Source organism: Flavobacterium sp. (genome assembly GCF_044373165.1).
Classification (GTDB): Bacteria; Bacteroidota; Bacteroidia; order Flavobacteriales; family Flavobacteriaceae; genus Flavobacterium.
Genome location: NZ_JBILQL010000060.1, coordinates 1 through 14,728, shown reverse-complemented (window position 1 = coordinate 14,728; position 14,728 = coordinate 1). Strand labels below are relative to the sequence as shown.

Here is a 14,728-nt window from a genome sequence, read left to right as displayed (position 1 = left end):
GGTTGATACTGCCTAAGATTTGAGGCACTGTCGTGGTCAAATCAAAACTCTCAAAACCAACTGCACCGGTGTAATCACATAGCTCGTAATCATCAGGCTCGGTGGCCTCAGGAGTTGGGTCGACGATAAGCTCTAATTCAACATAATTCGCACAGCCGGTTAAAGTATAAAATACCCTAACATATATCGTTTGGTTCCAATCGTCTATATTCTCGTATGGACTCGTTAGCGGATTTCCGCCTATCAAAGCATCTGTAGGGGTTTCATGGTAACTAACCGAAACGCCTACTTGAGCCGAACCGCCTTGAATTGGTAAAGTAGCATCTTCTAAATTAAACACTCCAAAACCATCATTGTTAGGATCACAATAATGAAGTGCCGGTGGCGTTAATGCCAATGGCCCTTGAGTTACTCGTAACAATTGTGTAGTGATAGCGTAACAGCCCGTGGTGAGATACTCCACTCTAATGTAAACCGTTTCATTATCAGTGCCTAAATAAGATAAGGCATCCAGTGCTCCTAACTCATTCTGTGCTTCTGCCAATGAATTATGATACGTAACCACAACACCGCTAGCGCCTCCGGTGGAAACCGTTTCATTGACCGTTAAATCAAAGATCGCTTGGTTTGAAACACCATTGCTACACTGGAAAATAGGATCCGGCGTAACAACAACCGGCAACGGATTAACCACTATGAAAAATGAACTAATAGAGTTACATCCCGTAACCGTGTTTGTAATGACTGTCCAAATCTCTTGTGGACTGCTGGTATTGGGATACAAGTTTGGTAATGATCCTGTTTCTGATTGAGCAGCTGCTAAACTATCGTAATAAGCAATACTAACATTGCTCTGACCATTTGCAATCTCTGCATCTTTACTGTTTAATGTAAAAATCTCAACCCCATCACCAGGATTAGTGTAATCACACAACTCGTAGTTGCTGATCACCGGGTTGGCTAATGGGAGTGGGTTGACAATCAAATTAAAACTTGTTGGGCTAAAACATGCCGGGGAACCTATAGTGTAGGCTCTGACATAAATGGTTTGTAATCCCGGAACGATATTACAATAAGGACTCGCAATTGGAGCACCACTGGTAGGAGTTTCAAAAAACTCAACTACTATATTTGGATTGCCACCGCTGATTTCATTAATCTTAGTGTTTAAGTCAAATGAACAAAAGAATCCGTCATTGTCGTAACTGTCGTCACAAACTACATAATCTATAGGAGTATTAATCGTTGGAGCTGAATTGATTGTAACTGTAGCGGAACCGGTCAAAGTTTGGGAACAAGTGGTCCCTGAAGAGTCTACTACACCAATTAAATCATAAACAAACGAACCGGTAGAAGTGGTAGGAACATTAATGACTAATGAATTACCGGATCCTAAAACAGAGATTGGCAAACCACCGTTTACAGAATAAGTAAAAGTGTAAGGCGCAGTTCCGTTAGCTCCCGTCAAAACTACCTGAGGCTCAGGATCGTTTAAACAAACTGAGGTTGTTCCGGAGATTGTTGCCGTTGGCAGTGGATTAACCGTTACTGTTGCGGTACCGGTTTGGTTTTGGAAACAAGGCGTTGTACCCGAACTCTGAATACTAACCAAACCATAAACAAATGAACCAACAACATTAGTAGGAGCACTAACAGTCACACTACTCCCTGCAACAGTAGTTACAGCAGGCTGTAAAACATTATTTATCGTGTAAGTAAAAGTATAAGGCGCTGTGCCGATAGCTCCGGTAAAAGTAATTAGAGGACTAGTCGCATTCTGACAAACCGAAGTAGATCCGCTTATAGTAGCCGTAGGAAGCGGTCTTACCGTTACAGTAGCAGAACCGCTGATGGTTCTTCCACAAGTAGTAGCTGTATTAACAACACTTACCAAAGTATAAGTTGAATTAGCAGTTAAATTGGGTGTTGTTAACGAGTTTGTTCCCGAAGCATCAAGAACAATGGTTTGATTAGAACCACCGTCAACAGTGTAAGTAACAGTTGCATTAGGCGTTCCGTTAAAAGTGATTGCAGTATTTGAACCGGAACAAATTGTAGCAGTTCCAGATATGGTAGCTGTTGGTAACGGATTAACAACCAATTGAAAAGTAGTTGTTCCGAAAGTTAACGGATTAGCGTTCTCCTCCATTCTGACATAAATCGTCTGACCATTAGTGCCAATAATGTTAGTTGGTCCAATTGCACCGGTATCATTGTCAGCATCATTTTGAGACAGGTGATAAGTAACGGTATAGTCTGCTGGTAAATTGGTTCCTAATATAAGCGGTGTTTGCGGGGTAAAATTGAAAACTGCTGTTCCACTTCCCAAACTGCTCTCACACAACGCTAAGGTTGGTGGTGGATTTGGTGTGGCGGTACAAGTGATAATGTTAAGAACAAAATCAGTATTGATTAAACAACCTGTTGCATTATCTTCAACAACAACATAAATAATTTGACCGTTGTATCCGGTGTAATTTGTCAAGTTAGTTATGGCATTAGTTAACTGTAGTGCATCTGTTAAATTGTCAAAATAATAAATAGTCACATCAAGTCCGTTAACAATTACCGGAGTATTCTGTGCTAAATTAAACGTTACATCACACTCTTCTAAATCATTAGGATTGCCTATCATTATTGCTTCCTGAAACTCTACAATCAAACAATCTTCAACTGGGCAAGTCGGTCCAAAAGGATATGCTGTTGCACAATATTCTCCCGGTGTTGAAACTGTTAAACACGGCCCATTCGCTCCCGGAATTACACCTCCATTAAGTGTCCATTCATGTAGAACATTGGAAGGCAAACCTGTACAAATCTGTGCAGACGAACCAAAACAAGGTGCAAATCCATTTGAAACCAAATAATCATTTGGAAAATCAATTGGCGCTGAAGCAAAACTATTAGCCTTAAGAAAAACAGCAGAATCAAGGGTATTGTCGCCAACGTTAGCAATAGCTAATTTAATGTGATAAGTTTGACCACACTGTACTGTTGCAGTAGCAGGAATCACCACTGTGAAACCGTCATATTGAATAGTAGGATTGGCCGCAGATGTACTGCCCGTTCCGTTATTTACATAAAACTGACAATATTCACAAGGCCCGTTATTGGCTGTTCCGTTATTTAAATTATTAATGGTGATAGGAACAATTGTAGAGGGAATTAAAGCAATATTAATAGCACTGTTGGAATACTGACCGTTAATTCCTGGCCCACTCAAGAAAAACCCAAAAACATCATTAAAATTTGAATTGGCCCATTCGGGATATTCCTCAGAAGCAAATACAAAATCAAAACTTAATGTCTGACCATTAGGCACAAAATCAAACTCTAAAACGGCTTTGTTTCTGATGGTGTTATTCGCTAAAAGTGCCAAATCAGAATCACCTTGAACGGGATTGCCCGTGGCTAATGTACTTCCTGCCTGATTGTTCGGACCAATAGCTACGGAAGTGTTTCCGGTTGACATAATAATACCCTCACCCAAACCAATATTAGTGGTTCCTCCATTCAAAAAATGCCCCACCTGATCTCTGGTAAGATTAGCATTAATGGCTGAACCGTTAAAAGTGATGTTAGAAACCACAACACCCTGACCCAAAAGCACATTTTGAACTAATTGCGCCGGAGTTTGAGAATTGTTTACAATCAATTGAGCAGAAGACGAAAAGCTAATCGCCAAAAAGACAATGAAAAGTATTTTTTTTATCATCAAATGAATCGTTTTGGTCATTTCAGCCTTTTTGATATTACCTGTCGTGTTAATTATTATTTAATTCTTCAAATATAAGTATTCACAGAAAATAACTTTGTTAAATTTGCAGAAAAATAAACTATTCTCATGAAAATCACCATAAAAGAAACACAAAACCCTGCCATAATTAAATTCGAATTCCCCGACTTTATCACTCAAAATGAAAGCTATGAATTCAAAAATATTGATGAAGCTAAAAATGCTCCACTCGCTCAAAAACTATTTTACTTGCCATTTGTAAAAACAGTATACATCTCAGGAAATTTTATAGCTGTTGAACGTTTTAGCATAGTAGAATGGGCAGATGTCCAAGATGAAGTAGCAGAACAAATTGAAGAATTTGTCAACAATGGCGGCGTAATCGTTTTGCCATCCGAAAACAAAACCAAAAAACAGCCCATAACAGTATACGGCGAAACCACACCAAATCCGGCTTCACTGAAATTTGTTGTCAACAAAGGTCTGACCAAAAACACCGTTGAATTCAAGAACCTTGACGAAGCCAAAGCCTCGCCTTTAGCACAAGCTTTGTTTAAATTTCACTTTGTTAAAGAAGTTTTTATTACCGAAAATTACATTTCGGTAACCAAGTATGACAGCGTTTCTTGGGACGAAATCACCATGGAACTTCGCTCTTTCATCAAAGAATATTTAGAAAACGGCGGTATCGTTTTGGATGAAAGTTTAATAGCCGAAGATGTCAAACAAGACAAACAACAAATCAAAAACTTTGACCAACTCGATGTAACCTCGCAACAAATCATCAACATCCTCGAAGAATATGTTAAACCGGCAGTGGCTGCCGATGGCGGCAATATTTTATTCGACTCATACGACGAATCCCAAAAAAGAGTAAAAGTAGTACTTCAAGGCTCTTGCAACGGCTGTCCTTCCTCTACTTTTACGCTTAAAAACGGCATCGAAAATATGTTAAAAGACATGCTCAACGATAAAGATATCATAGTAGAAGCCCTAAACGGTTAATCAAATTTCGAAATAATAAACTAACTTTAAGCGTCTCAAAATGACGCTTTTTTTCTGAAGCTAATCCCGCTTTCCGTTATATCTTTTGACTCGTTAAAGAAACGAGTCAAAAGGATGCCACTCCAATCGGGGCTAAAAAAACAGTATCACTATGAACGAACTACACCTCGAAACCAGTCCGTATCTTTTACAGCATGCCAACAATCCCGTGCATTGGAAAGCTTGGAATACCAAAACATTGACCCAAGCCCAATCCGAAAACAAACTTATTTTAATTAGTATTGGCTACTCGGCTTGCCATTGGTGCCACGTAATGGAACACGAAAGTTTCGAGAACGAAGAAGTGGCATCGGTAATGAATGCGCATTTTGTCAACATCAAAATCGATCGCGAAGAACGGCCCGACATTGATGCTGTCTATATGAAAGCCGTACAAGTCATGACAGGTCGCGGCGGTTGGCCAATGAATGTAGTAGCGTTACCCGATGGCAGACCCATTTGGGGCGGAACCTACTTCAGAAAAAACGATTGGATAAACGCCCTCGAGAAACTTCAGGAAATTTACATTCAAAATCCCGAAACCATCTACGACTACGCGCAACAATTACACGAGGGTTTACAAACCATCAGCATCGTTCCGAAGTCTGAAAGCAAAGCAGCATTAGATTGCAACATATTGGAACAATTACTAGAAAAATGGCAAAAAAGTTTCGATTGGGACTTTGGCGGTATGGCCAGAGCGCCTAAATTCATGATGCCAACCAACTATGAATTCCTCCTCAAATACGGACACCAAACCAAGCATAAAGAACTCCTGGATTTTGTTAATCTAACACTCACCAAAATGGCGTACGGCGGCTTGTTTGATACGGTTGATGGTGGTTTTTCCCGGTATTCCGTCGATTTAAAATGGCATGTACCACATTTCGAAAAAATGCTTTACGACAATGGCCAATTGGTTACTCTTTATGCCAACGCCTATAAATTAACCGGAAATTCACTCTATAAAGAAGTCATCGAAAAAACACTAAGCTTTGTAGAAAAAGAATGGCTAACCGATGAAGGCAGTTTTTTTGCGGCTTTGGATGCCGACAGTTTAAATGCCGAAAATCATCTGGAAGAAGGCGCTTTTTATGTTTGGACAACAAAAGAGTTACAACAAATTCTGAGAGAGGATTTCGACTTGTTTTCAGAAGTATTTAACGTTAATGATTTCGGACATTGGGAACACGGAAATTATGTACTGATTCAAAATCAACCGCTGGAAACTATTGCCCTCAAATACCACCTTTCACTCGAACAGCTGGCTGCAAAGAAAAAATCCTGGGAAGCCAAACTATACCAAATCAGAGAAAAACGCAGCAAACCCCGATTGGATGACAAATGTCTTACTTCTTGGAATGCCATCATGTTGAAAGGTTTTGCAGAAGCTCACAAAGCAACCGGAAATAATCGATATGCAGACATTGCTTTAAAAAATGCACATTTCATCATTCAAAAAATTTGGAGTCCGGAAGGCCATTTGTTCCGTACCTACAAAAACGAAAAAGCTACTATTAATGCCTATTTAGAAGATTATGCGCATGTCATTGCCGCTTTTATTTCACTTTACGAAATTACCTTAAACGAGTCGTGGTTAGCTAATGCCAAACAACTGACAGATTATTGTTTTGATCATTTTTATGATAAAAAAACCGAATTCTTCTCTTTTACCTCTCATGAGGACGAAGCTTTAGTCACACCTCATTTTGAAGTGGAAGACAATGTAATTCCGGCAGCCAATTCAGTTATGGCTGTGAATTTATTTCGATTGAGTGTCTATTTTAATCAAACCTATTACAAAAAAACCGCTGAGCAAATGCTACAACATATTCTCCCGAATATCGACTATCCTTCGGCTTTTTCTAATTGGTTGAACTTACTATTGCACTTTTCTAACGCTCAAAACGAACTGGCCATTTGTACAGAAAAAGCTTCCGATTATTTAAAACAACTCAACCTTTTGTACACCCCTAATTTAATTATAGCCGGAACGGACAAAGCATCAACATTGCCTTTTTTGACCCAAAGATTTATTCAAAACCAAACCTTGTTTTATTGGTGTCATAACAAAACCTGCGACTTACCGACGGCTGATTTTCAAGAAATTATCAATAGAATTGAAGGCTGATTTGACAAAAAATTGTAATATTGTTATTATTAACCAATAAAAACAACGTTATGGGATTTGGAGATTTTTTAAAAAAATTATTTGGTGGCGCCAAAGAGAGCACCGCTGATCAGACACAAAATATAGCCGACGAAGCCATTGAGAAAGTAAAAGACATGGCCGATCCGTTAGTAGACAAAGTGGAGGAATTAGTCGAAACTGCCAAAGAAAAAATAAGCGAATATGTACCTCAGGCAACCGAAACCATTGAAAATGTTGTAGAAACGGCTAAAGAAAAAATTAGTGAATTGACATCTGATGCCACGGAAACCGTCAAAGAAAAAATCAGCTCTTTTACCGGTGATGCTTCTGAAGAAACCGAAGAATTGGCAAAAGAAACACCAAATCGCATCGAAGAAGACGCTGATTAATTTTTAAAAAATTGTATTTTTGCAACCGTTAATTTATCCCTAATCCCGAAACTTCGGGACGGGATTTTTTTATCCGTTTATGCAAAAACAAGAATTACAATACATACACTCTTTTGCCGATTATGTTGATCGATTCCTCAAGCTTTTAATCGATTACTCTCCTAAACTGATTTCGGCTTTAGTCATACTGTTTATCGGTTTGTACGCCATTCGAGTAATCAACCGCTTGGTAAAAAAAATCATGCTGAAAAGAGAACTCGATCCCACATTGTCGAAGTTTTTAGCAGACAGTTTGCTTTGGGCTTTACGAGTAATTTTATTTATCAGTGTAATTTCAAAATTAGGGATTGAAACCTCTTCTTTTGTGGCTATTTTGGGAGCGGCCGGTTTGGCAATAGGTTTATCATTGCAAGGTTCACTTTCCAACTTTGCCGGTGGCATGCTGATTATTTTATTCAAACCCTTTCGTGTAGGCGATACCATTGAGGCGCAAGGGGTTGTGGGTTCCGTATTGGAAATTCAAATTTTTGTCACCAAACTCATTAACGGGAACAACCAAACCATTTTTATTCCCAACGGAATTTTGTCTAACAATGTCATCATCAACTATTCTATGCAAGGCAATCGCAGAGCCGATTTGACCTTTTCCCTTTCTTATGACACCAACATTAAAAGGGCAAAGGATATCGTTATGAAAGTAATGCTAAATCACCCAATGGTTTTAAAAAATCCTGAACCAACAGTTGTAGTAAGAGATTTAACCGATTCCGCTATTCATTTGTCGATAAAACCTTGGGCAAAAAATAGTGATTTCGGCGACATGAGTTCGGATATTTTAGAGCAGTGCAAAGAAGCTTTTGACGCAGCCGGCATTGTTATTCAACCCTATGTCAGAGAAGCTTCAAAAGGATAACTATTTTTGATTGAACATAAAATCTTTTAAGTAAAAAGGCTCGAAATAAGCCACGTCTTCAAAATCATTTTGCTCAAATTTAGCATAACTCAAGCCACTCATTTCTTTAGCGGAAGGATATACATTATCGGTTAAAAAAACAAAGTTAGGTTGGGTTAAAACCGTTTGGCATTTCTCCTGACAATCGCCCACAAAGTATACAGTATCGGTAGTGTCCGAATAACTGTTTTCTGTTAAAATTTCGGCTTGAACCGCTTTAATTTTTTGGCGATTTTGATTGAAAACAGCACTGTAAACTTCCATTCTTCGCGCATCAATCATCGGAACAATTAAACCGTCGTTATGCTTCACGCCATTGGCTAAAACCGCTAAAGTATCTATCGAAATCAAAGGAATTCCTAATGCATAACACAACCCTTTAGCAGTAGAAACTCCGATACGCAAACCGGTATAAGATCCCGGTCCTTTACTCACCGCAACGGCTTTAAGTGCTTTGAGGTTGAGTTGGCTTTCTTTTAAAATTTCTTCAATAAAAACGTGCAATTTTTCGGCATGTGAATACCCTTGCTCGGCTATTTCTTTACACAAAATAGTCTCACCGTTACCGGCTAAAGAAACCGAACAGTTTTTAGTTGCCGTTTCGATGTTAAGAATATAATTCAAGGCTTAATAGATTATTTTTTAGGCTTTTCTGCTGTCTTCTTAGAAGTCACTTTATCACCGGGTTTCAAATCTTTGGTAACCGTAGTGTAAGGGCCGACAATTACAACATCGCCTTTTTTCAATCCTGAAACTACTTCAATATTGGTATCATCTTGGATTCCGGTTTTAATAACTCTGAGTTTGGCTTTATCTCCTTGTTTTACAAAAACACACTCGAATTTTTTATCGTTTTTGGCCATTACTTTTTTGTCATCGCCTTCAACTTTGATTTCGGTTTTTGGCTTAGCGGTAGTATCATTTTTTACTACTACAGCACTAATTGGTACGCCAACCACTTTTTCTTTTCTGGTAGTAATAATATCAACAGTAGCGGTCATCCCCGGACGGAAAGGAGAGTAATTGGAGGGTTTTCCTGCCAACAAATCCTGATAAGATTCTTTGAGAATTCTGACTTTCACCTTAAAATTAGTCACCTGATCTGCGGTAATGGCGGTGCTGGCAGAATTGGAAATGCTGGTCACCACACCTTTGAATTCTTTTTTCAAATAAGCATCAACCTGAATGTTGGTACTGTCGCCAATGCTAACTTTCACAATGTCATTTTCATTAACATCTACTTCCACTTCCATATTGTCTAAATTGGCTACACGCAACAATTCGGTTCCGGTCATTTGTTGGGTTCCCAACACTCTTTCCCCTAATTCAACTCCTAATGAAGAAATGGTTCCGTCAGCCGGAGCATAAATGGTAGTTCTGCCCAAATTGTCTTTAGCTTCTTTAACCGTAGCATTAGCGCTTTGAACATTGTAATAAGCCGATTCCTTAGTCGCTTTGGCCACTTCAAAAGCAGCTATGGATTTATCCCAATCTGAACGAGAAATAATACCTTTTTCATACAAGGCTTTGCTTCTGTCGTAGCTGGCTTTGGCCTCTTTAAAGGAAGCATCGGCCTGACTCAAACCGGCTTTGGTTCCCGATAAATTAGAAATAGTTCTGTTGTATCCTGAAGTGTACAAATCGGGATTAATTCTAACTAACAATTGGCCTTTTTTTACCACTTGGCCTTCTTTTACAGGCAAATCAATAATCTCACCTGATACTTCTGAGGAAATTTTAACTTCAATTTCAGGCTGAATCTTTCCGGTCGCGGAAACGGTTTCTACGATAGTGATTTCATCGGCCTCGGCAGTTTCGATTTCAATGCCTTCATCTTTTTTTCCGATGACACCTTTCTTTGATAAGACTAATAATACCGCAATTAAAACAATTGCAATTCCTGAGATCCAGTATAGTTTACTTTTTGACATGATTTATTGTTTTTGTATGATTGGGATTCCAAAATAGAGTTCTACAACTTTCGTTTTAAAGATATAATCGTATTTGGCACGAATCACATCGGATTGTGCATTCAAGTATAAAGTTTGTGCTTGGTTAAAATCGAAGGTGTTGATTAAACCTACCGCATACCTCTCTTTCGCATAATTAAACGCTTCTCTTCTGGCTTCCATAGTAGTAATGGATGCTTCATAAGTATTCAAAGCTCCTTTGGTATCGGTAATGGCTTTATAAACATTGGTTTCTAAATCTAACTTGGCCTGATCGAAAGCATTTTTCGATTTTTCATAAGCTACTTTAGAACGCTCAACCGAATTCTTAGCCGCAAAACCGTTAAATATTGGCACACTTAATTGCAATCCGAAATTGTGTCCTTTGTTGTCACTAAATTGGTCAATTACCGGTGCGGCTTTTCGAAATAAAGGAATAAAATTAGGTTGGATTACGTTTTGTCCGGTACCTTCTACTTGTCCGATTATGGTAGTGGGATTGGCGCCATCCAAAGCAAATCCGGAAATTCTGTCGGAGTAACCTGCTCGGGTACTAAAACTGTAAAAACCTGTGATACTGGGTTGCAATGCACCTCTGGCAATTTTGATATCGCGTTCGGCTAAGTCGAGATTGGCTTTGGCTATCTTCATTTCTACTCTCACTTCATTGGCTTTGGCAACTATGTTATCAGGACCTTGCAACATCACCGGACTGGCTGTTGCTTCGATATCTACATCGGCTACATCAAAATTTTGCAAATCTTCTATGCGAAGCAATTGCGCCAAACTTAAACGAGACAACAACAAAGCATTTTCAGCAGCAATAACGCGTTGTTTATCCGAAGCCACAGTGGCTTTCATGTCTAACAAATCACCTTTGGGCACTACTCCGGCATCAACCAATTCCTGAGAACGCAACAACTGTTTTTCATCGTTAGCCAATTGGTTTTGCTGCACTTTTACATTTTCACGGTTAAAAAGGATATCCAAATACGCATTGGCCACAAACAACGAAATATCATCTTGCATTTTGGTCAATTGGTATTGCGCCGCAACTTGCATCAACTTGGCCCGTCGCAAACGGTTTTGGTTTTGCAATCCATTATAAATATCCACACTCGAATTTAAACTGGCAGAAGTAAACTGTATGGTTTGGTTTTCTAAAAGACCGGTAGTAATATTTTGGTTCAAACCGATATTCCAAGAATGAGAAGCGCCACCGTTTAAATTAGGAAGAAATGCACCCAAAGCCGCTCGTTTATCAATTGCTGTGGCTTTCAAATCGAGCTCCGACTGCTGAACAGAGATGTTATTTTTAAGTGCGTGCTCCACACATTCTTGTATGGTCCATTTTTTGGCTTGCGCTGTGGCTTTTACTCCAAAGAGTAACAGCATTGCCAAGAAAAAATACTTTTTAAAAACTATTTTCATAAATAAACAGGCTTAACACCTTAAATTTTGTGACTAAACAAAGATATTGCTTTTGCCTCTTTATTGCTATAGAAAGGCACTTTGTTTTAGACTGCTTTTTTTTATTATTGTTACAGTAGTTTTACAATATTTCCTTTTATTTTTGATGAAAAATATTTTCTGTTTATGTTCTCTTTAAAATCTGCTGCTTTATTTGTTTGTCTTATCATGCTTTTGACCGGTTGTTCGACTTCTCAAAAAATTGAAGCCTTAAAACCTTTGCCATCTAATGATGCGCCTATGGTTTATAAGACCAAGACTTCATTTATAAACATGCCCTTGGAAATCACTCTCAAAGAAATTGAAAGCCAACTCAACAAAAGTTTAAGCGGTCAAATTTATGATGATTCCAATTTGGAAGATGACAAAACCGAAATGAAAATTTGGAAAACAGCACCTATCAGAATCACAGAAAAAAACGGCAGAATTGAAACCGTTATGCCATTGAAAATTTGGTCGCGTTTCAAATACGGCACCGATTTTATGGGGTTAAATGATACCCGTGAAATCAATTTAAACGGCACCATCACAATGACCAGTTCGGTTAAACTATCCAATTGGAAATTATCTACCATTTCCAAAATAGAAGATTTTGAATGGTCTGAAAGTCCAACCATTTTAGTAGCCGGTAAAAATGTTCCTATTACCTACATCATCAATCCTACACTGTCGATATTTAAATCGAAAATGGCTAAAAAAATAGACGAAGCCATTGAAAACACTTGTGATTTTAAACCCTATGTTTTGGATGTTCTTGAAAAAATGAGTACGCCATTTGTAACCAGCGAGCAATACCAAACTTGGTTTAAATTGATTCCGATAGAAGTTTATGTCACCGACGCCGTTTTAGAAAAAACACAAATCAAAATGGATATGGGCTTGAAATGCAATATGCAAACTATGGTAGGTTTACAACCCAAAAACACTTTTGACCGCAATGCCATTCAATTTAAAGCCGTAACCAAGATTCCTAATTCAGTTACGGCAAATGTGGTAGCCATTTCAACTTATGACAGTGCAGGACGCATTATTACTTCTAATTTTAAAGGGAAAGAATTTGCTTCGGGCAGTCGAAAAATAGTGGTTGAAAACGTTGGCTTGTGGCAAAAAGACGGTAAAATTATTATTGCGCTTCAAATGTCGGGCAGTATTAACGGCAGCATCTATTTGTCGGGCATTCCGAATTACAATCCGATTACCAAAGAAATTTACTTTGACCAAATGGAGTATGTATTGGACACCAAAGGATTGTTAACCCGAACTGCAAATTGGTTGTTGCAAGGAGTTATCTTGAAAAAAATTCAAGAAAACTGTCGCTATTCTATTAAAGACAATTTAGAGGAAGGAAAAAAAAGCATGTTGCCTTACTTGAACAATTATTCCCCTATGAAAGGTGTTTTTGTAAACGGCTCCATGGGTGATTTTGAATTTGAAAAAGTGGAAATTACCGATAAAGCCATTATCGCTTTCATCAGTACAGCCGGGAAAATGAGTGTTAAAATTGACGGTATGGAGTAGATTTAGTGTTCGGTGTTCGATTGGCAGTGTTCAGTTACCAATCGAGAGTAAATGACAATCTACTTTTTTTTGTAATACATCTTGTAAACCACAAAACCAATTCCGGCCACAATGATATAGGGAATCGCCATAAGGAAAACAATTCCGTCGTTGACCGCTTCCGCTTTCGCATTATTGCCTGAACTCTCCAAAGCAGCTCTGCACATAGCACATTGTGCGTTAGCAGAAACTCCGATGAAGAAAATACAAATCCCAAAGAAAAACTTTGACATTTTAGGGCTCGAAATTTGAAATTTAGTGGGCATAATAAGGCGATATCATCCAATAAACCACCACTCCGGTTACGGCAACATATAACCATATCGGGAAGGTAATTTTGGCGAGTTTTTTATGTTTGTCAAATTGTTCTGCCAAAGCCCTAACGTAGGTAAATAATACCATTGGTATGATAATAACCGACAAAGTAATGTGTGTTAGTAAAATAAAATAATACAAGTATCTTATCGAACCAATGGTTGCTTTCTCAGAATCATCCAGTATTCCATCAAAATTTAAATCCCCAAACTTAGCCGATTCAGCGGTCATGTGGTAAGCTACGTACATCACCAAAAACACTACTGAACAAGCAATGGCCAAAGTCATTAAACGCTCGTGCCATTTTCGGCTTCCATTTTTGATGGCCATTACAGCAGAAACCAATAAAACAGCCGTTAGCGCGTTTATTCCTGCGTAGATTGGCGGCAAGAATGACAGTGGTTCAACTTCGATGCCGAAGTCTTTTAATTTAACCGAAAACAATACAGCTACTGCAATCGGGATGATAACCGAAACGGCTATTATCGACCCTTTAAATTTCTTTTCGAGTGAGGATGGATTTGAATTACTCATTTAACAGTTTTTTTATGTCTTCAATAATAGCTTTTACGCCTGTTTTTTCCAATCCGTCATAATACATAATCGGATTGCCGAATTTGTCTTTTCTACAACGGATATTGCCTTCTTTATCAATCAAAGCAAACAAACCGGAATGTTCAAAACCGCCGGCTGCTTTACCGTTTTCTCCGGCGTAAATATTGAATCCCTTGTTTGAAATTTCATAAATGTATTTTTTATCTCCTGTCAACAAATGCCAATTGGATGATTTTACTCCTATTTGGGTTGCGTGTTCTTTGAGAACTGCAACGGTATCATATTCCGGATTAATTGTGATCGAGGCAATTCCGAAATTAGGATTGCCGAAAAACTTGTTTTGAATGTCTGCCATGTTGCGATTCATAATCGGGCAAATAGAAGGACAAGTAGAAAAGAAAAACTCAACAACGTATACTTTGCCTTTATAGTTTTCGTTGGTGATTTTCTGCCCGTTTTGATTGGTCAAAGCAAAATCTGGAGCTTTGCCTAAGGTGAGTAAATCAGTTTCTGTATTCTTGTGATTAGAAACTGCGTCTATACGGTCGCCTTGCACCACTGTATTATTTTTAATTCTGTTGATAATCTTCGGGATAAAAATGATTCCAA

The 14,728-nt window shown here is 38.4% G+C and carries 12 protein-coding genes; 5 read left to right on the top strand and 7 right to left on the bottom strand.

All coding sequences use genetic code 11. The features are described 5' to 3' along the window. Nucleotides 1-3,736, bottom strand: a 3,736-nt coding sequence (locus tag ACIQ32_RS08580; RefSeq protein WP_396195277.1) for a choice-of-anchor L domain-containing protein, incomplete at its 3' end; no start/stop codon positions are given. A 108-nt stretch (nt 3,737-3,844) separates the two neighbouring features. Between ACIQ32_RS08580 and ACIQ32_RS08575 the strand changes: the two genes are divergently transcribed. The 4 genes from ACIQ32_RS08575 (at nt 3,845) to ACIQ32_RS08560 (ending at nt 8,234) form a co-directional block, all read left to right on the top strand. After that, a complete protein-coding gene (locus ACIQ32_RS08575) occupies nt 3,845-4,741 on the top strand; it encodes a NifU family protein (RefSeq protein ID WP_396195276.1) in 897 nt (298 codons plus the stop codon). A gap of 151 nt (nt 4,742-4,892) precedes the next feature. After that, nucleotides 4,893-6,911 (top strand): thioredoxin domain-containing protein, encoded by a 2,019-nt coding sequence (locus ACIQ32_RS08570; RefSeq protein WP_396195275.1) that lies wholly within the window; start codon nt 4,893-4,895, stop codon nt 6,909-6,911. Nucleotides 6,912-6,961: 50 nt separating this feature from the next. After that, on the top strand, nt 6,962-7,321 hold the full coding sequence (locus ACIQ32_RS08565) for a hypothetical protein (RefSeq protein ID WP_396195274.1): 360 nt from the start codon (nt 6,962-6,964) through the stop codon (nt 7,319-7,321). A gap of 79 nt (nt 7,322-7,400) precedes the next feature. Beyond that, nucleotides 7,401-8,234 (top strand): mechanosensitive ion channel family protein, encoded by an 834-nt coding sequence (locus ACIQ32_RS08560; RefSeq protein ID WP_396195273.1) that lies wholly within the window; start codon nt 7,401-7,403, stop codon nt 8,232-8,234. Here the strand turns inward: ACIQ32_RS08560 and tsaB are convergent, their stop codons facing one another. From tsaB to ACIQ32_RS08545, 3 genes are read right to left on the bottom strand one after another with little or no spacing between them, the layout of a single operon-like run. Next, entirely contained in the window at nt 8,235-8,897 is a 663-nt protein-coding gene (gene tsaB / locus ACIQ32_RS08555; protein WP_396195272.1) for a tRNA (adenosine(37)-N6)-threonylcarbamoyltransferase complex dimerization subunit type 1 TsaB, read from the bottom strand. Between the two features lie 11 nt (nt 8,898-8,908). After that, the gene (locus ACIQ32_RS08550) at nt 8,909-10,204 is read right to left on the bottom strand and encodes an efflux RND transporter periplasmic adaptor subunit (RefSeq protein ID WP_396195271.1); all 1,296 of its coding nucleotides are present in this window, start codon (nt 10,202-10,204) and stop codon (nt 8,909-8,911) included. Nucleotides 10,205-10,207: 3 nt separating this feature from the next. Next, entirely contained in the window at nt 10,208-11,653 is a 1,446-nt protein-coding gene (locus ACIQ32_RS08545) for a TolC family protein (protein ID WP_396195270.1), read from the bottom strand. A 165-nt stretch (nt 11,654-11,818) separates the two neighbouring features. On the opposite strand from ACIQ32_RS08545, the gene ACIQ32_RS08540 reads away from it, so the two are divergent. Then, nucleotides 11,819-13,210, top strand: a complete 1,392-nt coding sequence (locus ACIQ32_RS08540; protein WP_396195269.1) for a DUF4403 family protein — start codon at nt 11,819-11,821, stop codon at nt 13,208-13,210. A 59-nt stretch (nt 13,211-13,269) separates the two neighbouring features. Here the strand turns inward: ACIQ32_RS08540 and ACIQ32_RS08535 are convergent, their stop codons facing one another. The 3 genes from ACIQ32_RS08535 to ACIQ32_RS08525 form a co-directional block, all read right to left on the bottom strand. Continuing rightward, nucleotides 13,270-13,482 (bottom strand): hypothetical protein, encoded by a 213-nt coding sequence (locus ACIQ32_RS08535; protein ID WP_396195268.1) that lies wholly within the window; start codon nt 13,480-13,482, stop codon nt 13,270-13,272. 22 nt (nt 13,483-13,504) lie between these two features. Next, nucleotides 13,505-14,098 (bottom strand): DUF420 domain-containing protein, encoded by a 594-nt coding sequence (locus ACIQ32_RS08530; protein ID WP_396195267.1) that lies wholly within the window; start codon nt 14,096-14,098, stop codon nt 13,505-13,507. Further along, nucleotides 14,091-14,728, bottom strand: a 638-nt coding sequence (locus ACIQ32_RS08525; protein ID WP_396195266.1) for an SCO family protein, incomplete at its 5' end; no start/stop codon positions are given. The genes ACIQ32_RS08525 and ACIQ32_RS08530, both read right to left, overlap by 8 nt.